The sequence below is a fragment of the Pseudomonas sp. lyk4-R2A-10 genome (assembly GCF_030209075.1).
GTDB classification, from domain to species: Bacteria; Pseudomonadota; Gammaproteobacteria; order Pseudomonadales; family Pseudomonadaceae; genus Aquipseudomonas; species Aquipseudomonas glycinae.
Genome location: NZ_JARVSR010000016.1, coordinates 25,850 through 48,321, shown reverse-complemented (window position 1 = coordinate 48,321; position 22,472 = coordinate 25,850). Strand labels below are relative to the sequence as shown.

Sequence of the window (22,472 nt, the reverse complement as noted above, 5' to 3'; positions counted from 1 at the left end):
GGGATTCCTGGTTTTGCTGACTCTTTGGTCAACTGGTATGCCAAAAGGAAATGCGGCGCGCATGCTATCCGTAGTGTTTGTAAATGTATGTATGACGGTTGAAATGTCAGACAGGCGGTTAGTTCAATCAAACGACTGTTTATGTTGAATGTTTCGCGTTTGAAACACCGCGTGTAACACACAGGATTCGATTGCTGAATTCCTGCTTTTGATAACGCATCGCGTCGACATTTATTTACGTTACGGCTTCAATCAATTCCGCACCCTGATTGCGGGAGCTGCCCACCGCTTTGCCGACTTTGTGCCAGTGGAACGCTTCGCTGGGTTCGGCTTCGAACAGCAGCATCTGTTCGGCGCGCTCGGTCGGCGTGGCGGGATCGAGCCATTCGTGCACCCGATCAGCGCGCAGAACGATCGGGCGCCGGTCATGCACATCGAGCAGGCCACCTTCGCTGTTGGCGGTGATGATGACGAAGCCGTCGTCGTCCCGTTGAGGCTCTCCGGGTGTCGGAAACTGGCCGATGGCGGCGCAGAAAACCGGTTGATGATCGGCCCGACGAATCAGCCAGGGCTGTCGGCTTTTGTCGGGTGCATTGACCCACTCGAACCAGTTGTCGACGGGCACGATCAGTCGATGGCGCCAGATCGCTCGAAAGAACGGCCCGTGGGCGACTTTTTCCACCCGCGCGTTGATCGGCGCGGCGCGATCCGTCGCCCAGTGCGGGCGCCAGCCCCAGCGCAGATTGTCGGCGTATAGCCGTTGTTGGTGCTGATGGAGGATCGCCAGTGACGTCGTGGGCGCGGCATTGTAATGCGCCAGCGGTGCGTCACCGACGTGATTGATCAGCGCATCGGGAATGCTCAGCACCGCGACGAAATCGTGGATGCCCCGGTATTGCGACAGTCTTCCGCACATCGACCGACCCTCCGGCAGCTGCCTGAAGCTTTGAGCTTAGTTGCACCGTTCACTCCTTGCTGCCCTGACCGGTGAACGCGTCGCGCCAGACCAGCCAGCGGCGCTCCAATATGGCCAGCAGTCCGTCGCTGAGTTTGCCCAGCAGCGCCAGGACGATGATCGCGGCCAGCACGATGTCCGGCCGTGAAGTTTCGCGACCGTCACTGAGCAGGTAACCCAGTCCTTTGGTTGCGGCGATCAGTTCGGCCGCCACCAGAAACATCCACGACAGGCTCATGCCGCTGCGCAATCCTGTGAACAGGCCGGGCAGGGCGGCAGGCAGCAGAATCCGTCGCACCAGTTGCAGTGGGCTGAAGCCGTAGATGTGCCCGACCTCCACCAGTTTGCGGTCGATGTTGCGGATCGCTGCGACCACGTTGACGTAAACCGGAAAGAACGCGCCGATGGCGATCAGGACGATTTTCGAGGTCTCGTCGATCCCCAGCCACAAAAGCAACAGCGGCACCCAGGCCAGGCTGGGAATCGAACGCAGCGCGGCGAACGTCGGTTCCAGATAAGCCTCGGCTTCGCGGCTGAGACCGACCCACGCGGCAAACACCAGCGCCAGACTCGCGCCGATGGCAAACCCCAGCAGCACGCGAATCAGGCTGGCGCCGATGTGTTTCCACAAGGCGCCTTCGGCCAGATCCGTGAGGGTCAGGGCAATCTCGCTCGGCGCCGGCATCTGGTAGGACGGCAGCCAGCCGATGCGTACGATGAATTCCAGGGCGACCACGATCAGCAGTGGCAGGGCCAGGCCTTTGAAGCGCCGAAGCCAGAGCGGATTCAGCAGGGGGAGTTTTCGCCGTGGGGCCGACAAGGCAAGGCGAGCGGGCAAGTCGTTGCTCATGGACGGTTCTCCGCTCACGACAAATCCGCGACGGGCGCGGACTTGTCATGGGCTTGATCGGTTACTGGGCGGCGGCGACTTGCTGGAAACCGGTGTCGATCAATTGATCGATGACCTGATCGACATTCACCCCACGGCGCACCAGCTCTTCGGAAACCAGAATCGGCGCGGCGGCTTTCGAGGCCAGCACATCCTTGGCAGTCAGTTGCGGGCTGCTCAGGTCGGTGCGCGACAGTTGCAGTTTGGCCACGTCCAGCGGCAGGCCGGATTCGCTGGCGAGCAACTTTGCCAATTCGTCGGGGTTCTTCACCGACCATTCGCGGGCCTGCTCATAGGCCTTGATCACGGTGTCGATGGTTTGCGGATGTTGCTTGGCATATTGCTCGGTGACGCTGACCACGCCGTAGCTGTTGAAGTCGCGATTGCGGTACAGCAGGCGCGAGCCGGCCTGCACCTGACTGGCGGCCATGTGCGGATCAAGACCGGCCCAGGCGTCGACATCGCCTTTCTCCAGCGCGGTGCGGCCGTCCGGGTGTTGCAGATGCACCAGTTCCACGTCGTCCTTTTTCAGCCCGGCCTGTTGCAGGGTGCGCAGGGTGAACAGATACGGATCGGTGCCCTTGGTGGCGGCGATTTTCTTGCCCTTGAGGTCGGCGACGGACTGGATCGGCGAGTCCTTGCGCACCACCAGCGCGGTCCATTCGGCGCGGCTGTAGACGTAGACCGATTTGATCGGGCTGCCATTGGCGCGGCTGAGCACGGCGGCGAGGCTGGCCGAAGAGGCGAAATCCACGCCGCCGCTGTTCAGGTATTCCAGCGAGCGGTTGCTGCCCTGGCTCAGCACCCAGCTGACTTTGCTCTGGGGCAGGGCTTTTTCCAGGTAGCCCAGATGTTTCAGCGCCAGGCTGACCGGCGAGTAATAGGCGTAATCCAGATGCACTTCGGCCGGCGGCGCTTCGGCAGCGTGGGCGAGCGGTTGCAGGCTCAGGGCTACTGCGCAGGCCGCGAGCAGCGTTTTGAAGCGGGAAAACGGTAAGAGGAATTTCATGGGCACGCTCCGGCAAGGCAACAGATTCTTATGTCCAAAAAGATATTTTTATCGAATGCTTCCTGCATGAATGGAATATTGCAGGCTCTGTGCCATGTGCGCCTTGTCCCGTATTTACGGGGTTTAACGCCGGTTTTGCAGGTTTGAAGTGTTGCAGGGAAAACACTGTGCCGAGCCACTGTTGCTCGGCGAACAGTGCAACGGGAGGGTGCTGAGCTTATGCGCTAATCGAATTTCAAATCTTATTTGTAAGAGCGTTATGGTCTATAAAAACCCCTTCTGCAGGACTCGCCATGAAGCTCTCACGTTTCCTACGCGCCGCGTTGACCAGCGCACTGTTTGCCACCCCATTGACCTACGCTGCCGAACCCTTAGTCCTGCACGTCGGCGACCAGAATTACTACAACATCCGCGCGTCCATAGAAGCGTCCGGCGTGTTGAAGGACGCGCCTTACACGGTCGACTGGAAACACTTCCAGGCCGCCGCGCCACTGGCCGAGGCGTTGCAGACCGGGTCGCTGGATCTGGGTTTTCTGGGGGATTCGGGATTTCTGTTTCTGGCGGCCAAGCAGGCGCCGGTGAAGCTGATCGGGGTGTCGCGGCAGAACCCGGACACCATCGCCCTGTTGGTGCCCAAGGATTCTCCGGTGAAAACCATCGAGGATCTGAAGGGCAAGAAAGTCGCCTACTGGCCGGGTGCCTGGAGTCAGCAGTTGACCTTGCGGGCGCTGGAGCAGGGCGGTTTGCCGGAGAATTACGTCGACTTCGTCAAGCTGATGCCGATTGATGCAGCGGCGGCGCTACCGCAAGGCAGCATCGATGCGTTCCCGGTCTGGGAACCGTACATTTCCCAGCAGATCGTGTTCTCGGGTGCGCGGCCGATTCTGACGGCGAAAAACCTGATGCCGGGCTTGAGCGCCATTGCGGCATCGGCGCCGTCCATCGACAGCAAGCGCGAAGCGATCGCCGATTTCCTCGGGCGCCTGAAGCAGGCCCGGGCCTGGGTCGACAGCCACACCGACGAATACGCCGACCTGTGGGCGAAGAAGGCCAATCTCGATCAGCAGGTTTCGCGGCACTGGTTGCGCCAGGCGCACATGACGGTCGGCCCGGTCGATCAACAGGCCGCCGCCGATCTGCAAAGCACCGCCGACTTCCTGTTCAAGGTCAAGGCGCTGCCGGCACCGCTGGCCACAGCGGGGATCATCGACAGCTCGTTTCAACAGGCGCTGGCACGCTGAGCGAGCGCTGGAACCAAACCCTGTGTATCTTTATCCAACCTCGGCCCATCTCATTGGGTCGCAGGGAGGCAGCAGCGGCGAAGGAGTTTTGCCAATCGACAACATGACCGCTACGGTCGGGCTCAAGGCAAAACATGACACAGTGGTTCAAGCTTTTCTGCGCGATGGCGGTGGCCGTCGGGTTGGCCGGATGCATCGCCGCTCCCATCGAAATGACCGCGCAGACCGAGACCCGGCTCAAGGCCCAGGCGCCTGTGCGGTTTCTGTTGACCTTCGATGACGGCCCCAGCGCTTCCAGTTTGTTCAATCCCACCGACACCGTGCTCGACAGCCTCAAGGACAACCCGCTGCAACCGGGGATCAAAGCGGTGTTTTTCGTCCAGACCCGCGCTCCACGGGCGGGCAACAGCGAGATCGGCCGGCGGGTCATGCGTCGCGAGCATGCTGAAGGGCACATTCTGGGTTTTCACACCGCTACCCATTGGCACACCAATCATCGATTGCTCGATCCTGATGAGCTCGAAACCTCGCTGACCAACGGCTCGGCAGACATCGTGGCGATCACCGGCGCGCCGCCGACGTTATTGCGCCCGCCATTCTGGAACTACGACAAACGCACCTTCGCCGCTTATCAGCAGCACCATATGCAGGTGTTGCTGACCGATCTGAGCGCCAATGACGGCAAGATCTGGGGCTTCAACGCCAGTCCCCGGCGGCGGGCGAACATGCTGCGTCAGCTATCGGAAGTCCGCGAACGGATTGCCCTCGGTGAACTGCCAACGGTGGACGGGGTGATTCCGGTGGTGGTGACCTTCCATGACCTCAACCGTTACACCGCTCGCCACACCCGCGAGTACTTAGAGATTCTGCTCGACAGCGCCGCTGCCACCGGCGTGCGACTGGCAGAAAAACCGTTCTATGATGATCGCGCGACATTGGAAAAAGCCGCATTGGCGCGCACCGTGCGTGAGTCGTCGAAACCGGTGAACCTGCCAGGGATCTGGAACTGGATCTGGGACCATGACGCCCACTGAGTGCGGTGATGTGAAATGTGAAGCGGTTGGCAAATTCTGCAGGTGTCGGCGCAAGCGGGGCGATAAAAGCTCATCTATGCTCATCGGGTTGCCCGAGTCAACGCCTGTGAGGCGTGCCCCCATGATTGCCATTGCCGATATTTGCCGCATCGTCGAATCCGGCTTCTCGCCGCTGTATTGCGATTGCACCGAAACGGCGCAGGGACTCTTGCAGATCAAGGTTTACGAACCCGACAGCGGGCGTGTCGAGCTGTTGCTCAACGGGGTTTCCCCGGAGCATCTGGTCACCATTCGTGACATTTCCAATTTCATCGGTGAATTGCGCACCGAAATGAGCGCCGGACGCCGGGCTTTCGCCGGCTGACGGTCAAAGACGTCGCTGGAAGGCGCGGACGATGTTCAGCGTAGCGTTACTGACGTTCAGATTCTGCACCGCATCGAGCGGGTGCCAGAGACAGTCGACAATTTCATTCAGCGGGCGAACCTGATCGATGTTCAGCACCGACGCCTCGTAGACGTGGTGCCGGGTGCTGCCGTTCTGCAACTCCATCAGATAGAGCATCTCATCGCTGTCCAGTCCGGTCTCTTCCTTGAGTTCGCGGGCGGCGGCTTGCGCGCGGGTTTCTCCCGGCTCGACGGTGCCGCCCGGCAGCGTCCAGCGGCACCTGGGTTTGCGCACCAGAAGAATGTGTCGGTCCTGCTCGCAGATGACCGTTGCTCGTACTTTCATGTGTTACCCGAATGTCGGTTGTCATAAATCTGTCATGAATTAGCAATATTTGGGCCGCTGCCGGTCTAGAGCTTCTGAGTGCCTGGCAGCGGCAAAAGTGCCGGAGACTTGACGCGGCCGCGGTGCGACGTTCGGTCGGCACAGGGGGCATTGCGGGTGTAAGGTGGAAAAGTTCTTCAGCAGACAGGAGGTGCCTATGAGCATGGCGATGCTGAACAAAATGCACATGAATGGCTACGACGTACTCAGCGTCAACAACGGCCCGTGGCGGGTCTGCACGCAGGGTGACCGGCTCGCTTCGTTTGCCAGTCGCGAGGAAGCGCTGGCGTACGCCGCCGCGCTGCCGGGGTACAAAAGCCGCGCACGCGGTCGCAAGGCAGACTGAAGGTCTGTGAAGAAAAAGCCCCGGTTGTCCGGGGCTTTTGCTATGGAAGGGTGAGGTTCAGTGGACTTTGGTTCGGCTGATGGCGCGGGCTTTCACTTCCCGGGCGTACAGTTGCAGGCGTTCTTCATCGCTTTGCAGTACCTCGCAGGATCGCAGTACCGCCTGGGCGTCCGCCTCGTTGCCCGACTGGCGCAGTTGCTCGGCGATACGCTTGAGGTCCACCGCCGACCATCTCAGGTCCGATGCCACGCTTTGCAGGTCACGCTGAAGTTCGTGTTCGTATTCATTGAGCCGCATGATCACCTCCGGAACATTCTCGGTAAAACAGATTAGCCGCATTTTTCCGGTGTGGGGCAAGGTCTTCTGTCGATGAGCTGAACGGCCCGGTTTTCAGGGAATGCAGGCAGAGCGCTACGATGGATGTCCGAACAGTTACAGGGTACATTCGCGTTTTTTCAGATGAAGGAATCACCATGCGGATGTTGATCGGGGGGATGCTGATGGCGGCATTGGCCGGTTGTTCGTTGCCTGCTTCACTGGTGCCGGGCGAACCGAATGTCAGCAAGACCAGCGACAAGACTCCCAAGGACTACGCCGCTTGTGTATTGCCCCTGTGGCAGCAGGACGTTGCCAAGACGTCCCAGACAGCGATTTCCAATGGCTACCGGATCACCGCGCCGAGCATCGTCACCGCCGACGAGATTCTCGATGTGGTCAAGTACAAGGACGGCAGCCGCGTTTCCCTGTATCAGGGGCCGCCGTGGGCGAAGTCCGGGTCGTTGCGCAAAGCGGTGCGCGACTGTCTGTAAGGTCACAAACCGGCCAGCGGCTGACCGGTGCGATTGCGCTGGCTGCTGCGGATCCGGTGATTCCCGTCGTCGCGTAAAGCGACGTGTCACAAAAAATCCCGCCGGTTGATTCCGAGCGGGATTTTTTGTTCAGATTGCGCAAACCCCTTCGGCAAGGATCACCCGACCGAACTCGGCGTTGGTCTCCTGAGGCGTGATGGCAAGCAGTTGGTCGAGGCGAATTTCCTGTTGCGCGGCTTGTTGCTCGATCACCAGGAATTCTTCTTTGTCACTGCTGGTTCGCGTGGTCACGGCTTTGGCCATCAGCCGCTGACCGTCGATCAACTCGATGTCGAGCTGATAGCCGCGCAGGCAAGCGATTTCCAGGTAGTCGTAAAGGTCACAATTCAATGGCTGATAACGGGTCATGGCGTTACTCCTCGAAACCTTGGGCGATGATGAAACGATCCAGGTCATGCATCAACCTTCATGCGGCGGTGCTGATGGCGGCAGAGAAGGGCGTGGATCGGATTCTGCAGGATAGTAATGCGCGGTGACAGATGATCGCGAGCGTTCCTCCCGCGTGCACTAGGCTTTGAATGCCGGCTCATTACGGGCCGGCATTGCTGTTTTAGGAGGAGTGTTTTTTTGATTCAAGGAGCGACCGATCATGGATGATCTGGTGAAAGAAGTGATTCCGTTGTTGCAGTACCTGATCCCGGGTTTGTCTCGACCTGGATTTTCTACACCCTGACGGCGTTCAAACGGCCGGATACGTTCGGACAGATTGTACAGGCGTTGATTTTCACGTTTGTGATTCACGGGATGGTGCTGGGTATTGGGGCGGTTTGTGTGTGGGTGGGAGAGCAGGGGATTTCTGTAGGGAGATGGGATGCGAAAGCTGAAACGTGCTGGGCATTTTCTGCGTCCTTGCTGCTGGGATTGATGGCTTGTTGTCTGGCAACTAATGGCAAATTGCATAGGTGGTTGCGCAGCAGAAACGTAACGAAACAATCTTCCTATCCCAGTGAATGGTTCTGCGCGTTTGCGCAATTCGATCGGGTTATCACTCTGCATTTGAACGATGAAAGGCGTGTTCTAGGCTGGCCGGTTGAGTGGCCGCCGGAGTCGACCTCCGGGCAGTTTGTGATGCAGTACCCGTGCTGGATTAATGGCGATGGAACAAAGGAGCCTATTAGCGCCGAATTTTTGCTGATAGATTCCACGAAGGTTCAATGGGTTGAATTCAGCCCGGCATCAGAGGGTTCATCATGACAGCCAGAGCACCGCAACTGATACCTCCACATATAAAGCGTCTTTTTGTAGGGCCGGACGGAAAGCGGCTGGAGAAACCATTGATCGAGGCATCAAAGGCACCTCCTCCGCCGAAATACCCTCCATATCCGCAAGCTCATTCCTGACCCCATCCATCCTTCACCGCCCGGCGAATGCCCTCCAGCAACATCGCAAACGCCGGGTTGTCGTTGTTCTCCCGCCAGATCAGATGCAGCTCGCTCTGCACCCCTTCGCCCAGATCGATCTCGCGAAACACCACATTCCTGAACACCACACTGGTCGCGCAACGCGGCACCAGCGCCAGGCCCATGCCTGCGTTGACCAGCGCCAGAATCGTCAAGGAAGATCCCAGCCACTGCACGTAATCCGGAGCGACCCGGGCCGAGCGCAGCATGCCGGTGAGCAATTCGTTGAACGGCGGATAGGCGGCGTGGGAATACATCAGGAAGGGCTGCCCATCCAGGTCCTTCACTGAAACGTCGTCTGCCTCCGCCAGTCGATGGCCGCTCGGTACCGCCAGCACAAAGGGCTCGCGCACCAGGCATTCGGTGGCGTAACCAGGTTCGAGCAACGGCGCGCGGACGATGCCCAGATCGATGCGACGGGCACGCAGGGCTTCGTGTTGCTGATAGGTGTTCATTTCAGTCAGGTCGATCTTCACCTGCGGCTGCTTGAGGCGCGCCTCGGCGATGACCTTGGGCAGAAATTCGTACACCGCGCTGCCGACAAAACTGATGTTCACCGAACCGATATCGCCCTCGGCAAAGCGCCGGGCGGTGACGGCAGCCTGTTGCGCGCGTTCGAGCAGATTCTGCGCCTCGATGAAAAACGCCCGGCCGGCGGCGGTGAGCGCGACACTGCGCGTGCTGCGGGTAAACAGTTCGACGCCCAGATGATGTTCCAGTAACTGGATCTGCCGGCTGAGTGGCGGCTGGGTCATGTTCAACCGCTCGGCGGCGCGGCGGAAGTTGAGTTCGGTGGCGACAGTGGTGAAGCAGCGCAGTTGGGTCAATTCGAACATTGATCTAATCCAGGTATCAATCGAATGCCAGGTTAGATTAGACGGGATCAATTGCCCCGTCCATGATCGCTCTACGCCTGAACAGGCCTTCCCTACAAAAACAAAGATCGGGAGTCGCCCCTTGAAAACCCTCCAGAGTTCGCCGGACATCACGGTACTCGCCCGCGCTGCCGCCAAGGTCAAGCGCCATGTGCTGCCGTTGTTCGTGGTGATGTTCATCGTCAACTACATCGACCGGGTCAACATCGGTTTCGTGCGCAGTCATCTGGAAACCGATCTGGGTATCGGTGCTGCCGCCTATGGCCTTGGCGCCGGTCTGTTTTTCATCGGTTACGCCTTGTTTGAAGTGCCGTCCAACATGCTTCTGCAACGCTACGGCGCCCGCGCCTGGCTGACGCGGATCATGTTCACCTGGGGCGCAGCGGCGATGGCCATGGCGTTCGTCAAAGGCGAAACCAGTTTCTACGTGCTGCGCTTCATCCTGGGCGCTGCCGAAGCCGGCTTCTTCCCGGGGATCATTTATTACTTCACCCAATGGCTGCCGGCTTCTGAACGCGGCAAGACCATGGCGGTATTTCTCAGCGGGTCGGCGATTGCTTCGGTGATATCCGGTCCGGTGTCCGGCGCGTTGTTGCATATCAGCGGCCTGGGCATGCACGGCTGGCAGTGGATGTTCCTGATCGAAGGCGCTGCGTCGGTGGTGCTCTGCGGGTTTGTCTGGTTCTGGCTGCAATCCCATCCGCGCCAGGCCAGGTGGCTGACCGAAGAGGAGCGTGAAGCGCTGGTGATGGCAATCGCCGAGGAACAACGTGCCCGCGAAGCGACCCACGTCGCCAAACCATCGATGTTCAAACTGTTGGCGGATCGGCAGATCGCATTGTTCTGCTTCATCTACTTCTCCATCGCCTTGACCATCTACGGCGCCACCTTCTGGCTGCCGAGCATGATCAAGAAAATGGGCAACCTGGGCGACTTCCAGGTCGGGCTGCTCAACTCCGTGCCGTGGATCATTTCCATCGTCGCGATGTACGGCTTTGCGGCGCTGGCGGGCAAGTGGAAATTCCAGCAGGCCTGGGCCGCACTGACCCTGGTGATCGCCGCGTTCGGCATGTTCATGTCCACCACCGGCGGGCCGATTTTCGCCTTCGTCGCCATCTGTTTCGCGGCCATCGGTTTCAAGGCGGCTTCGGCACTGTTCTGGCCGATTCCGCAGAGCTATCTGGATGCGCGCATCGCGGCGGCAGTCATTGCTCTGATCAACTCCATCGGCAACCTCGGCGGCTTCGTTGCGCCGACCGCGTTCGGTTTTTTGGAACAGACCACCGGCTCTATCGAGGGCGGTCTGTATGGCCTGGCCGCGACTTCGCTGTTAGCGGCAGTAGTTATCTTCTTCGCCCGCATGGCGCCAGGCGCCAAAGGCAACACCCCGGCAAAGCCTGAACCCGAAACCGCCGTTGCGCCGACGGCCAACCCGCTGGCGAGCCACTGATTTCGACTCTACAGGAGCGTCATTTTGAAAATCACTCGCGTAACCGTCACTCCGATTGCCTTCCGTGATCCGCCGCTGCTCAACGCCAGTGGCATCCACGAACCGTTTGCCCTGCGCTCGATCATCGAGATCGAGAGTGACAACGGCTACATCGGCCTCGGCGAAAGCTATGGCGATGCCCCGGCGCTGGCGATCCAGCAACAGGTGCAGTCGCAGTTGATCGGCCTCGATCCGTTTAATCTTAATCAGCTGCGTCGGATCGTTCAGACCACGGTTGCCGCACACAAACCGGCCAGTCTGGCGGGTGCCGAACTGGCGCCCGGTTCCCACGCCAGCAAGGCCGTCAGCAATGCGTATTCGGCGTTCGAAGTGGCGTTTCTCGACTTGCAGGCTCGTTACCTGAATGTGCCGTTGGTGGATCTGCTGGGCGGGGCGGTGCGCGACGAAGTACCGTTCAGCGCCTACCTGTTTTTCAAGTACGCGCAACACGTCGATTCACCCTACAAACCGGACAACTGGGGCGAGGCGCTGAACGAACAGCAGATCGTCGCCCAGGCGGCGCGGATGATCGAGGCGTTCGGTTTCAAGAGCATCAAGCTCAAGGCCGGCACGTTGCCGCCGGAACATGAGGTGGCGTGCATCAAGGCGCTGAAAAAGGCCTTTCCCGGATATCCGCTGCGCATCGATCCCAACGGCAACTGGTCGCTGGAAACCTCGATCCGCATGGCCGAGTTGCTGGGTGATGATCTGCAGTATTACGAGGATCCGACCCCGGGCCTCGACGGCATGGCCGAGCTGCACAAACGCACCGGGCTGCCGCTGGCCACCAACATGGTGGTCACTGATTTCGACGAGTTCCGCCGCAGCGTGGCGCAGAACAGCGTGCAGATTGTTCTCGCCGATCACCATTACTGGGGCGGCCTGCGCGATACCCAGACCCTGGCGAAAATGTGCGACACCTTCGGCCTCGGCGTGTCGATGCATTCCAACTCACACCTGGGCATCAGCCTTATGGCCATGGCGCACGTGGCGGCCGCCGTGCCGAATCTGGACTACGCGTGCGACACCCATTATCCGTGGCAGGAGCCGGATGAAGAGGTGATCAAAGGCGGCAAGCTGCCGATTGTCGATGGCTGCGTGAAGATCACGCGTGCGCCGGGCCTGGGGCTGGAACTGGATCACGATCAACTGGGCAAGCTGCATGACCAGTACCTGACCTGCGGCATTCGCCAGCGCGATGATGTGCGGCAGATGCAACGCTATAAACCTGACTGGAAAGCGCTGAAGCCACGATTCTGATCGAGCAAAACCAGAGGGCGCCGAACGGCGCCCTCGGTTGTTTCAAAGCGTACGCATCAACCAGTCGCGAAACGCCTTCAGCGACGCCAGCGACTCATTGCGCGCCGGGTAAACCAGGTAATAGCTGCGCCGGCTGCTGATCGGTTCACCCAGTTGCAATAGCTCGCCGTTATGCAATTCATCTTCCACCAGAATCCTCGGCACCAGCCCGATCCCGATATTGGCGCGCACGGCCTGGATCAAGTGCGAGGTCATCTCGAAACTCGGGCCAATGCGCATACTGCGATGGGGCAGGGCATGATGGCTGAACCACTCGGACCAGGCCTGAGCGTTGCTGCTGACGTTGAGCAGCAGTTGCCCGGCGATGTCCTTGTCGGCCGCACGGCGTTCGGCATCGGACAGCTGCGCACTGGCGATCACCACCAGTTCTTCGGTGTGCAGGCGGTGGGCGGTCAGCCCCGGCCAGTCACCGCCACCGACGCAAATCGCCGCGTCGATTTCGCTGGTGTCGAAGTCAATCGTCTCGATGCGCGAATGAAGATGAACGGTCATGCCCGGGTGCGCGGTGTAGAAATCCTTCAAGCGCGGCAGCAGCCATTTCGAGCCGAAGGTCGGCAGGGTCGCCAGGCGCAAACTGTGGATGCCTGAGCCAAATGCCATGGCCTGCAAGGTCGCACTGCGGATCTGGCCGAGGGCTTCGGACAGTTCGCGCTGATACATGCGCCCGACGTCGGTAAGGATCACCCGCCGGCCTTCGCGGCTGAACAGGCGCATGCCGAGCATCTTTTCCAGAATCTGCACCTGCCGGCTGACGGCGCTCTGGGTCAGCGATAGTTCGTGGGCGGCGCGGGTGTAGCTTTCATGGCGTGCAGCGGCTTCAAAAGCCAGCAGCAACGACATCGAGGGAGTGAGGGTTCGCGGATTCATTCGTTTTAGTCATGGATTGCGGGTCGATTTTACGGTTGTCCCGACATCGCTCTGCAATGAACATAAGGCCTATGAGATGGCGGGAGCGTGACGCAATCATTCCTTGCGCACAACTGTTCACCGCCACACGGCCCGTTTTTGACCGAGATTGCCCTCCCGATGATTGCCCAGCTGTCGCCTTCCACCGCGTTGAACACCGACTACCAACAGTTTCTCAAAGCCCTTGAAACCAGCGGTTTTCGCGGCGAAATCAATGCCGACTACGCCAGCCGCGTGGTGCTCGCCACTGACAACTCGATCTATCAGCGCTTGCCGCAAGCGGCGGTGTTCCCGCGTGACGCTGACGACGTAGCGCTGCTGGCGCGTCTGATCGCCGAACCGGCTTACCAGAAAGTGGTGATCACGCCTCGCGGTGGCGGCACCGGCACCAACGGCCAGTCGTTGACCGACGGCATCGTCGTCGACTTGTCGCGGCACATGAACCGCATCCTCGAAATCAACGTTGAACAGCGTTGGGTGCGGGTACAGGCCGGTGTGGTGAAGGATCAACTCAACGCCGCGCTGAAATCCGCCGGGCTGTTTTTCGCCCCGGAACTGTCGACCTCGAACCGGGCCACCGTCGGCGGCATGATCAACACCGACGCCAGCGGCCAGGGCAGTTGCACCTACGGCAAGACCCGCGACCACGTGCTGGAACTGCACATGGTTCTGCGCGGTGGCGAACGTTTGCACGGCCGCCCGCTGGCAGAAAGCGAGCTGGCAGCGGAATGCGCCCGCGAGGGCCGGGCCGGCGAGGTGTATCGCTGTGCGCGGCAGATCATCGATGAGCAGGGCGAGCTGATCCGGGAAACCTTCCCCGATCTCAACCGCTGTCTGACTGGCTACGACCTGGCGCACCTGCGCGAGGCCGACAATCGTTTCAACCTCAACAGCGTGCTGTGCGGCGCCGAGGGTTCGCTGGGGTTTGTGGTCGAGGCCAAGCTCAACGTGTTGCCGATCCCCAAGCACACGATGCTGGTGAACATTCGCTACGCCGGCTTCATGGATGCCTTGCGCGATGCCCGGGCGTTGATGGCGCTCAAGCCATTGTCGATCGAAACCGTCGACTCCAAAGTGCTGTTGCTGGCGATGCAGGACATCGTCTGGCATGGCGTCGCCGAGTACTTCCCGGAAAGCGCCGAGCGGCCGACGCTGGGGATCAACCTGGTGGAGTTCTGCGGCGACGATCCCGAGGAGCTGCAACGCCGGGTCGAGGCCTTCGTCCAGCACTTGGGCACCGACGCCACGGTCGAGCGCCTGGGCCACACGCTGGCCGTCGGGCATGCGGCGGTGAATCGCGTCTACGGCATGCGCAAACGCGCGGTGGGCCTGCTCGGCAACGTCGCCGGTGAAGCGCGCCCACAGCCGTTTGTCGAAGACACCGCCGTGCCGCCACAACACCTGGCCGAGTACATCGCCGAGTTGCGCGACCTGCTCGACAGCCACCAGTTGCAGTACGGCATGTTTGGTCACGTCGATGCCGGCGTGCTGCACGTACGGCCGATTCTCGACATGAAGGATCCGCAACAAGCCGCATTGGTGCGCCCGGTGTCGGACGGCGTCGCCGCGCTGACCCAGCGTTACGGCGGTCTGCTGTGGGGCGAGCACGGCAAGGGTCTGCGCTCGGAATATGCGCCGGCCTTCTTCGGCGAACTGTACCCGGCGCTGCAAGCCTTGAAGGCGGCGTTCGATCCGTTCAACCAGTTCAACCCCGGCAAGATCGCCACGCCGAATATTCCCGGCGCGGCATTGCTGAAGATCGACGAAGTGACCCTGCGCGGCGAGCTCGATCGGCAGATCGACGAAAAAGTCTGGCAGGACTATGGCGCGGCCATGCACTGCAACGGCAACGGCGCCTGCTACAACTTCGATCCCGACGATGCGATGTGCCCGTCTTGGAAAGCCACCCGCCAGCGTGCGCAATCGCCAAAAGGCCGCGCCTCGCTGATTCGCGAATGGCTGCGGTTGCAGGGCGAGGCGGGTGTTGATGTGTTGGCCGATGCCAGTCGCCGTCCGCCGTTTTTCAGCACGTTGCTCCAGCGCTGGCGCAACAGCCGTGCGCAGGAACAGGACTTTTCCCACGAGGTTTACGACGCCATGGCCGGCTGCCTGGCGTGCAAATCCTGCGCGGGGCAGTGCCCGGTGAAAGTGAACGTGCCGGACTTCCGCTCGCGGTTTCTCGAGCTGTACCACACCCGTTATCTGCGGCCGGCGCGGGATTATCTGATCGCTTCGCTGGAGTACACGATTCCGTACATGGCGCGGATTCCGTTGCTCTACAACGGCGTGATGGGCGCCTCGTTCAGCCGGCGCTTGATCGAGCGCCTTGGCGGCATGGTCGATGTGCCGTTGCTCAGCCGTTTCGATTTCCACGCGGCGATGCGTCGCTGGCAGGTTCAGCCGGCGTCGGTCGAGGTGTTGTCGGCGCTGTCTGCAGCCCAGCGCGAACGCAGCGTGGTGCTGGTGCAGGATGCCTTCACCCGGTATTTCGAGGCGCCATTGTTGGCGGATCTGATCGAGCTGATTTCGCGACTGGGCTATCAGGTCTATCTGGCACCGTTCAGTGCCAACGGCAAGCCGCTGCATGTGCAGGGCTTCCTGTCGGCGTTCAATCGCGCGGCGCTGCGCAATGCCGGGCAATTGCGCGCACTGGCCGAGATCGGCGTGCCGTTGGTGGGGCTCGACCCGGCCATGACCCTGGTCTATCGCCAGGAGTATCTGAAAGTGCCGGGGATGGAGAAATGCCCGGAGGTGGCGCTGGTGCAGGAGTGGTTGCTCAAGGTCATGCCGGAGCAAATCGATCAACGTCGCGCCGAACCCTTCCGCCTGCTGGCGCACTGCACCGAAAAAACCAACGCCCCGGCCGCCACCCGGCAATGGGAGCAGGTTTTCGAGCGCGTTGGCCTGAAGCTCGCGACTCAGGCCACCGGCTGCTGCGGCATGTCCGGCACTTACGGACACGAAGCGCGCAATCGCGAGACGTCGGCAGTGATTTACGAGCAATCCTGGGCGAAGCAGATCGAGGCGCCGGTGGAGAAGGGCGAGGCGCTGGCCACCGGGTATTCCTGCCGCAGTCAGGTCAAGCGCCAGGCCGATCGACAGTTGCGCCATCCGTTGCAGGTCGTGCTGGAAATCCTGCGTACAGCGTAATCGCTGTTTGAGAACCGCTAGCGATTGGATCGGTTTTTCATGTTATAAGGTAACGCAAATTATGTGGCCGCTTTCGGGCGGTCGCATCGATCAACCTTTCGATTGCGATACCTCCATGACGATTGCGGTTCCCCGTTCTGCCCCCTCGGCGACTGGCCGGTTGCTGTCCATTGATGCGCTGCGTGGCCTGGTCATTCTGTTCATGTTGCTGGACCACGTGCGCGAAACCTTTCTGCTGCATCGTCAGGTCACTGACCCGATGGACATCGCCAGCACGGAACCGGCGCTGTTCTTCAGCCGTACCCTGGCGCATCTGTGCGCACCGGTGTTCGTGTTGCTGACCGGGTTGTCGGCGTGGCTGTTCGGCGAGAAGTACGACGGCAAGGCTGACGTCAGTGCCTTTTTGTTCAAGCGCGGACTGTTTCTGGTGGCGCTTGAATTCACTCTGGTGAATTTCGCCTGGACGTTCCAGTTGCCACCGACCGTGATCTACCTGCAAGTGATCTGGGCGATCGGCCTGAGCATGATCGCGTTGTCGCTGCTGGTCTGGCTGCCACGCTGGCTGTTGTTGACGCTGAGCCTGACGATCATCGCCGGGCACAACCTGCTCGACGGGCTGCACTTCGCAACCGAGTCGGCGCTGCACGTACCGTGGGCAATCCTGCATGACCGCGGCTGGATCGAGGCGGGCGAGACCTTGCGTCTGCGTACCTCGTACCCGTTGCTGCCGTGGATCGGCGTGATCGGGCTGGGTTACGCGCTGGGGCCGTGGTTCGCTCGCGCAGCCGATGCCGGCGTGCGCCAGCGCCGTTTGTTGATCGGTGGTGTCGCCGGGTTGCTGGGCTTTGTGGCAGTGCGACTGGTCAACGGTTATGGCGAGAAACCGTGGTCGATCAGTGACAACAGCCTGCAAACCCTGATGAGTTTTTTCAACATCACCAAATACCCGCCGTCGCTGTTGTTCATCACGTTGACGGTGAGTGTCGGGCTACTGCTGTTGCTGGTATTCGAGCGCGCGCAGGATCGACGCTGGATTCGCTGGCTGACGGTGTTCGGTTCGGCACCGATGTTTTTTTACCTGCTGCACTTGTATGCGCTGAAGGTGCTGTACCTGATCGGCGTGGCGCTGTTCGGGCTCAATCAGGGCACCTATTTCGGTTTCTCGTCGGTGACGGCGGTTTGGCTGGCGGCGATGGTGCTGGCGGCCGCTTTGTTCCCGGCCGTGCGCTGGTTTTCGGCACTGAAGGCCCGACGCCGTGACATTGCCTGGTTGAAGTATTTGTAAAGCGGCTTAGCCCGTTTTGCCTTCGCGGGCATTGCGGGCGAAATCGATAAACGCCTTGAGCGGTGCCGGCACGTGGCGCCGACTCGGGTAATACAGATGCAGCCCGGGATAGTACGGGCACCAGTCCGCCAGCACCTGTACCAGCCGCCCGCTCGCCAGATGTTCCCGGGCCATGTCCTCGAACACATAGGCCAGTCCCAAGCCCTGCAATGCCGGGCCGATCATCAGGCTGACATCGCCCAGCGTCAGCGGGCCGTTGATCTCGATTTCCTGTTCTATACCACCCCGTTCGAATTCCCAGCGGTACATCGAACCGCTCGGGAACCGATGTCGGATGCAGGGAAGGGCATGCAAATCTTCAGGTTTCTGTGGCGCGGGATGTCGTTCGAAAAAGCCGGGTGCGCCGACCACCACTGAACGCAGATTCGGTCCGATGGGCATCGACACCATGTCAGCTTCCAGCCGATTGCCGAAGCGTACACCTGCATCGAATCCGGAGGCGACGATATCCAGCAGCGCATCGCTTTCGACCACTTCCAGGCGAATGTCTGGATAAGCCTGCAAGAACTCGCTGGCAATCGGCAGCAGCACCAGCTCACAGGCCTGGCGCCCGGCAGTGATACGCAGGTTGCCGGAAGGCTTGTCGCGAAAGTGATTGAGGTCTTCGAGGGCGTCGTCGATGTCGCGAAACGCCGGTTTCAGCCGCGCGTATAACCGCTCGCCCGCTTCGGTCAGCGCCACACTGCGGGTGGTGCGATTGAACAGGCGCACGCCTAGGCGATTTTCCAGAGCCCGCAACGAATGACTCAGCGCGGACGGTGTCAGGCCCAGATCCACCGCCGCACGGCTGAAATTCAGGTGCTGGGCGATGCAGAGAAAGATCGGCAGATCCGCCGTGGACGGGGTTTTCATTTGTGAACGCCTTTCACAAAGTCATGCAAATTTGTTGGGATTATCACATCAGTAGCACGGCTTTAAAGTCGACTCAACTCATCAAGAAGGCCCCGGCAATCTCGCCAGGGTCACCGACAGGAGGAGTTGATATGCGTACCTGGCTGATTACCGGAGCTTCCCGTGGTTTTGGCACCCTTATCGCTGAACAGGCCCTGCGTGCCGGTGACGCGGTGATTGCCACCGCCCGCAACCCGCAAGACATCACCGACTGCCTCGGCGATCACCCGAACCTGCTGGCCGTGCGGCTGGACGTCACCCGCGAAGAGGAAGCCCACCAAGCGGTGGCAGCAGGCATCAAGCGCTTCGGTCGCATCGACGTGCTGATCAACAATGCCGGCTTCGGCGTGTTGGGTGCCGTCGAAGAAACCAGCGCCAGCGAAACCGAGCGCCTGTTCGCCACCAACGTGTTCGGTCTGCTCAACGTCACCCGCGCCGTGCTGCCACACATGCGCATCCAGCGCAGCGGACGGGTCATCAACATCTCGTCGATTGGCGGTTATCAGGCCTACGTGGGCTGGGGTGTCTACGGCTCGACCAAGTTCGCAGTGGAAGGAATCAGCGAAGCGCTGCATCAGGAACTGGCGCCGCTGGGCATTCATGCCACGGTGGTCGAACCGGGCTTCTTCCGCACTGACTTCCTCGACGAACAGTCGCTGGTCAAGACCGCATTGGTGCTGCCGGACTACGACGAAACCGTCGGCAAGATGCGCACCTTTGCTGAAGCGGCCAACCATGCGCAACCGGGTGATCCGCAGAAGTTTGCCGAAGCGATGCTGGCGCTGGTCAACGCACCGAACCCGCCGCAGCGGCTGGCATTGGGCAGCGACACGGTCGCGCGAATCGAGGCGAAGAACCGCTTGGTGGCGCAGGAGTTGGCCGAGTGGAATGAGCTGGCGTTGTCCACGGATTTCAAGGACTGACGTAACCCTCCGTTGAAGCCATCGCAGGCTGCGCTCTGTTGATCGCAGCCTTGTTTTCTATTCATTGGATGAAATCCATGACAACCGTCTCCCAATACCAGGGCGCGCGCGAAAAGCTGCTGATCCTCGCGGCCATTTGCCTGTCGGCGCTGGTCCTTCCGTTAAGTTTTACCGGTGGCGCGGTGGCAACGCCGGCCATCGGCCGTGACCTGGGCGGCAGCCCGGTGGCGCTGACCTGGATCACCAATGCGTTCATGTTGTCGTTCGGCAGTTTGCTGATGGCGGCCGGGGCGCTCGCCGACGTCTATGGACGCAAGCGCCTGTTCACTGCCGGCATGCTGTTATTCACCGCAGCGTCGATTGCCCAGAGCCTGGCGCCTTCGGTGTTCTGGCTGGATGTGCTTCGGGCGATTCAGGGCGTGGCCGGTGCGGCGGCGCTGGCCAGTGGTTCGGCGGCGTTGGCGCAGGAATTCGAAGGCCATGCGCGCACTCGTGCGTACAGCATGCTCGGCGCCACGTTTGGCATCGGTCTCGCGTTCGGACCTCTGGTGGCCGGGGCGTTGATCGAGGCGTTCAACTGGCGCGCGATCTTTGTGTTTACCGCGCTGATTGGTGTGATCGCGATGGTCTTCGGCCTGCCGCGCATGCGTGAAACCCGTGACCCCGACGCCAGCGGTCTCGACTGGCCGGGTACCGTGACGTTCAGCTCGATGCTGGCGCTGTTCACGTTCGGTGTGATCCAGGCGCCCGAAAGCGGTTGGGGCAGTCCTTTAGTGGTCGGTCTGTTGGGTGCTTCGGCGTTGTTGCTGGCACTGTTCGTCTGCATCGAAATGCGCGTCAAACGTCCAATGCTCGATCTGACGCTGTTCCGCTTTCCGCGCTTCGTCGGCGTGCAGATGCTGCCGATCGGCACCTGCTATTGCTACATCGTGCTGGTGGTCATGCTGCCGCTGCGCTTTATCGGTGTCGAAGGCTTGAGTGAAATCGATGCCGGTCTGCTGTTGCTGGCGCTCTCGGCACCGATGCTGGTGGTGCCGATGCTGGCGGCGTCCATGACTCGTTTTGTTTCGGCGGGAGTCTTGTCGGGCGTGGGTTTTTTGATTGCCGCCGTGGGGCTGCACTGGCTGAGCCTGTACAACGTCGGCGAGCCGAAATTCGCGCTGGTGGTGCCGATGGTGTTGATCGGGATCGGCGCGGGCCTGCCGTGGGGCTTGATGGATGGACTGTCGGTCAGCGTGGTGCCGAAAGAGCGCGCCGGAATGGCGGCCGGGATTTTCAACACGGTGCGGGTGGCGGGTGAAGGGATAGCACTGGCGAGCGTGGCGGCGATTATTGCCTCGCTGCTGCATACCGATCTGCAGGCTGTGGCCAACGGTGCAGATGCAGCGCTGATTGCCGAGACCGCGCACCGGGTAACCACCGGTGACATGGCCCATGCGATCAACACGGTTCCGGGCCTGGCCAATGAGCGTCTGGTTCAAGGTTACGCTTCGGCGTTTCAGTACCTGCTGCACATCCTGACGATCATCACGCTGGTGTCGGCGGCTGTGGTGCTGGGGCTATTAAGCAAAGATCGGACGGAGTCGGAACCCCAACAGGCTGCGGCATAAATGAAGAAGCCCGGAAGCGCAAAACGCTTCCGGGCTTCTTTTCATTGGATCAGCGGCGATCCAGCCACACCGTCTGCGCATTGCAGAACTCGCGCACGCCGAAGTGCGACAGCTCACGGCCGAAACCGCTTTTCTTCACGCCGCCGAAGGTCACGCGCGGGTCGCTGGCGGAGTAGCCGTTGATGAACACGCCGCCGGTTTCCAGTTCGCTGGTCAGTTGCTGAGCCAGGGCGACGTTGGCGGTGTAGATCGTGGCGGTCAGACCGAACTCGCTGTCGTTGGCCAGGGCCACGGCGTGAGCGCAATCGCGGGCGGTGATGATCGAGGCCACCGGGCCGAACAGTTCCTGTTTGAACGAGGTCATGCGGTCGGTGACATCGGCCAGCACGGTCGGCTCGTAGTAATTGCCGGGGCCTTCGGCCTTGCCGCCACCGAGCAGTAGGGTGGCGCCTTCTTCGAGGGTGTCGCGCACTTGTTGATCGAGCTCGTCGCGCAGATCGAAACGGGCCATCGGGCCGATGTAATTGTCGGCGGCCAACGGATCACCCATCTTCAACTGACGGGTGGCTTCGACGAATTTGCGGGTGAACTCTTCGACCACGCCTTCTTCGATGATCAGGCGTTTGGCGGCGGCGCAGACTTGCCCTGAGTTCTGGTAACGACCGATGACGGCTGCTTGCACAGCTTCGTCGATATCGGCGTCATTGAGCACGATGAACGGATCGGAGCCGCCCAGTTCCAGTACACATTTCTTCAGCGCGGCACCGGCCTGTGCGCCGATGGCCATGCCGGCACGGACGCTGCCGGTCAGGGTCACGGCAGCAATGCGCGGATCAGCAATGGCGCTGGACACGCCTTCCGGGGTGACGTTGATCACTTCGAACACGCCATCGGCAAAACCGGCGCGGGTGAAGGCGTCGCGCAACAGATAGGCGCTGCCCATCACGTTCGGCGCATGCTTGAGCACGTAGGTGTTGCCGGCGATCAGCGCCGGGACGGCGCCGCGCAGCACCTGCCAGATCGGGAAGTTCCACGGCATCACGGCGAGGATCGGTCCGAGCGGACGATACTCGATGCGCGCCTTGCCGCCTTCGACCAGCGTCGCTTCGGCGTTGAGCATGGCCGGGCCGTGTTCGGCGTACCACTCGCAGAGTTTGGCGCATTTCTCGATTTCGCCACGGGCCTGGGCGATCGGCTTGCCCATTTCCCGGGTGATCATGGTCGCCATGGCTTCGCTGCTGTCCCGCAGGGCGCCGGCCAGCGCGGTCAGGGCGCGGGAGCGATCCTGCAGCGGTTTGCGTTTCCACTTGTTGAAGCCGAATGCGGCGCGGGTCAGTGCAGCGTCGAGGGCTTCGGCGGATTCGAACGCGTAGTGACCGATCTGCTCGCCGGTGGCGGGGTTGATCGAGATGGCGTGGGTCTGGCTGGAAATCGGGCTCATGGCATCGTCC

Annotated in this window: 21 protein-coding genes and 1 pseudogene; 12 read left to right on the top strand and 10 right to left on the bottom strand. The window is 61.0% G+C overall.

Annotated features, from left to right (window positions below; all coding sequences use genetic code 11):
- Window positions 1-235: 235 nt before the first annotated feature.
- The 3 genes from QRN46_RS26220 to QRN46_RS26210 all read right to left on the bottom strand — a co-directional run bounded on the left by QRN46_RS26220 (window position 236) and on the right by QRN46_RS26210 (window position 2,853).
- Window positions 236-916 (bottom strand): SOS response-associated peptidase, encoded by a 681-nt coding sequence (locus QRN46_RS26220; RefSeq protein WP_285358212.1) that lies wholly within the window; start codon window positions 914-916, stop codon window positions 236-238.
- 49 nt (window positions 917-965) lie between these two features.
- Window positions 966-1,805, bottom strand: coding sequence for an ABC transporter permease (locus QRN46_RS26215; protein ID WP_285358210.1), 840 nt, complete (start codon window positions 1,803-1,805; stop codon window positions 966-968).
- Window positions 1,806-1,866: 61 nt separating this feature from the next.
- On the bottom strand, window positions 1,867-2,853 hold the full coding sequence (locus tag QRN46_RS26210; protein WP_285358208.1) for an aliphatic sulfonate ABC transporter substrate-binding protein: 987 nt from the start codon (window positions 2,851-2,853) through the stop codon (window positions 1,867-1,869).
- A gap of 293 nt (window positions 2,854-3,146) precedes the next feature.
- Here QRN46_RS26210 and QRN46_RS26205 point away from each other — a divergent pair, with 293 nt between their 5' ends.
- The 3 genes from QRN46_RS26205 to QRN46_RS26195 all read left to right on the top strand — a co-directional run bounded on the left by QRN46_RS26205 (window position 3,147) and on the right by QRN46_RS26195 (window position 5,492).
- A complete protein-coding gene (locus QRN46_RS26205) occupies window positions 3,147-4,094 on the top strand; it encodes an ABC transporter substrate-binding protein (protein ID WP_011334669.1) in 948 nt (315 codons plus the stop codon).
- A gap of 134 nt (window positions 4,095-4,228) precedes the next feature.
- Window positions 4,229-5,128 (top strand): polysaccharide deacetylase family protein, encoded by a 900-nt coding sequence (locus tag QRN46_RS26200; RefSeq protein WP_201819169.1) that lies wholly within the window; start codon window positions 4,229-4,231, stop codon window positions 5,126-5,128.
- Window positions 5,129-5,249: 121 nt separating this feature from the next.
- The gene (locus QRN46_RS26195; RefSeq protein WP_011334667.1) at window positions 5,250-5,492 is read left to right on the top strand and encodes a DUF1652 domain-containing protein; all 243 of its coding nucleotides are present in this window, start codon (window positions 5,250-5,252) and stop codon (window positions 5,490-5,492) included.
- A gap of 3 nt (window positions 5,493-5,495) precedes the next feature.
- On the opposite strand, the gene QRN46_RS26190 is transcribed toward QRN46_RS26195, so the two are convergent.
- Entirely contained in the window at window positions 5,496-5,858 is a 363-nt protein-coding gene (locus tag QRN46_RS26190; protein WP_011334666.1) for an NUDIX hydrolase, read from the bottom strand.
- A 196-nt stretch (window positions 5,859-6,054) separates the two neighbouring features.
- Between QRN46_RS26190 and QRN46_RS26185 the strand changes: the two genes are divergently transcribed.
- Window positions 6,055-6,243: a hypothetical protein gene (locus QRN46_RS26185; RefSeq protein WP_007950503.1), complete on the top strand. Its 189-nt coding sequence runs from the start codon at window positions 6,055-6,057 to the stop codon at window positions 6,241-6,243.
- A 57-nt stretch (window positions 6,244-6,300) separates the two neighbouring features.
- Here QRN46_RS26185 and QRN46_RS26180 read toward each other — a convergent pair whose 3' ends face one another.
- Window positions 6,301-6,540 carry a hypothetical protein gene (locus QRN46_RS26180; protein WP_007950501.1) on the bottom strand — a complete coding sequence of 80 codons (240 nt, stop codon included), beginning with the start codon at window positions 6,538-6,540 and terminating at the stop codon, window positions 6,301-6,303.
- A 176-nt stretch (window positions 6,541-6,716) separates the two neighbouring features.
- Here QRN46_RS26180 and QRN46_RS26175 point away from each other — a divergent pair, with 176 nt between their 5' ends.
- Complete coding sequence (locus QRN46_RS26175) at window positions 6,717-7,052, top strand: hypothetical protein (RefSeq protein ID WP_041475321.1); 336 nt, start codon at window positions 6,717-6,719, stop codon at window positions 7,050-7,052.
- Window positions 7,053-7,181: 129 nt separating this feature from the next.
- Here the strand turns inward: QRN46_RS26175 and QRN46_RS26170 are convergent, their stop codons facing one another.
- The gene (locus tag QRN46_RS26170; protein ID WP_011334663.1) at window positions 7,182-7,460 is read right to left on the bottom strand and encodes a Rho-binding antiterminator; all 279 of its coding nucleotides are present in this window, start codon (window positions 7,458-7,460) and stop codon (window positions 7,182-7,184) included.
- Between the two features lie 241 nt (window positions 7,461-7,701).
- Between QRN46_RS26170 and QRN46_RS26165 the strand changes: the two are divergent.
- A pseudogene (locus QRN46_RS26165) lies at window positions 7,702-8,306 on the top strand (DUF6338 family protein).
- A gap of 136 nt (window positions 8,307-8,442) precedes the next feature.
- Here QRN46_RS26165 and QRN46_RS26160 read toward each other — a convergent pair.
- Window positions 8,443-9,348, bottom strand: coding sequence for a LysR family transcriptional regulator (locus QRN46_RS26160; protein WP_011334661.1), 906 nt, complete (start codon window positions 9,346-9,348; stop codon window positions 8,443-8,445).
- A 121-nt stretch (window positions 9,349-9,469) separates the two neighbouring features.
- On the opposite strand from QRN46_RS26160, the gene QRN46_RS26155 reads away from it, so the two are divergent.
- On the top strand, window positions 9,470-10,837 hold the full coding sequence (locus tag QRN46_RS26155) for an MFS transporter (RefSeq protein ID WP_285358200.1): 1,368 nt from the start codon (window positions 9,470-9,472) through the stop codon (window positions 10,835-10,837).
- A 24-nt stretch (window positions 10,838-10,861) separates the two neighbouring features.
- Complete coding sequence (locus QRN46_RS26150; protein WP_285358198.1) at window positions 10,862-12,136, top strand: glucarate dehydratase family protein; 1,275 nt, start codon at window positions 10,862-10,864, stop codon at window positions 12,134-12,136.
- 42 nt (window positions 12,137-12,178) lie between these two features.
- Here the strand turns inward: QRN46_RS26150 and QRN46_RS26145 are convergent, their stop codons facing one another.
- Entirely contained in the window at window positions 12,179-13,063 is an 885-nt protein-coding gene (locus QRN46_RS26145; protein ID WP_011334658.1) for a LysR substrate-binding domain-containing protein, read from the bottom strand.
- A 159-nt stretch (window positions 13,064-13,222) separates the two neighbouring features.
- Between QRN46_RS26145 and ydiJ the strand changes: the two genes are divergently transcribed.
- Together ydiJ and QRN46_RS26135 are read left to right on the top strand one after the other, a co-directional pair.
- Complete coding sequence (ydiJ, locus tag QRN46_RS26140; protein ID WP_285358195.1) at window positions 13,223-16,252, top strand: D-2-hydroxyglutarate dehydrogenase YdiJ; 3,030 nt, start codon at window positions 13,223-13,225, stop codon at window positions 16,250-16,252.
- A 115-nt stretch (window positions 16,253-16,367) separates the two neighbouring features.
- Window positions 16,368-17,537 (top strand): acetyltransferase domain-containing protein, encoded by a 1,170-nt coding sequence (locus QRN46_RS26135; RefSeq protein ID WP_285358460.1) that lies wholly within the window; start codon window positions 16,368-16,370, stop codon window positions 17,535-17,537.
- Window positions 17,538-17,543: 6 nt separating this feature from the next.
- On the opposite strand, the gene QRN46_RS26130 is transcribed toward QRN46_RS26135, so the two are convergent.
- Window positions 17,544-18,449: a LysR family transcriptional regulator gene (locus QRN46_RS26130; protein WP_221614505.1), complete on the bottom strand. Its 906-nt coding sequence runs from the start codon at window positions 18,447-18,449 to the stop codon at window positions 17,544-17,546.
- Between the two features lie 131 nt (window positions 18,450-18,580).
- Between QRN46_RS26130 and QRN46_RS26125 the strand changes: the two genes are divergently transcribed.
- Window positions 18,581-19,411 (top strand): oxidoreductase, encoded by an 831-nt coding sequence (locus tag QRN46_RS26125; protein WP_285358192.1) that lies wholly within the window; start codon window positions 18,581-18,583, stop codon window positions 19,409-19,411.
- 77 nt (window positions 19,412-19,488) lie between these two features.
- A complete protein-coding gene (locus tag QRN46_RS26120) occupies window positions 19,489-21,021 on the top strand; it encodes an MFS transporter (protein ID WP_285358190.1) in 1,533 nt (510 codons plus the stop codon).
- A 49-nt stretch (window positions 21,022-21,070) separates the two neighbouring features.
- Here QRN46_RS26120 and QRN46_RS26115 read toward each other — a convergent pair whose 3' ends face one another.
- Window positions 21,071-22,462 carry an aldehyde dehydrogenase family protein gene (locus QRN46_RS26115; RefSeq protein ID WP_201819182.1) on the bottom strand — a complete coding sequence of 464 codons (1,392 nt, stop codon included), beginning with the start codon at window positions 22,460-22,462 and terminating at the stop codon, window positions 21,071-21,073.
- Window positions 22,463-22,472: the final 10 nt, after the last annotated feature.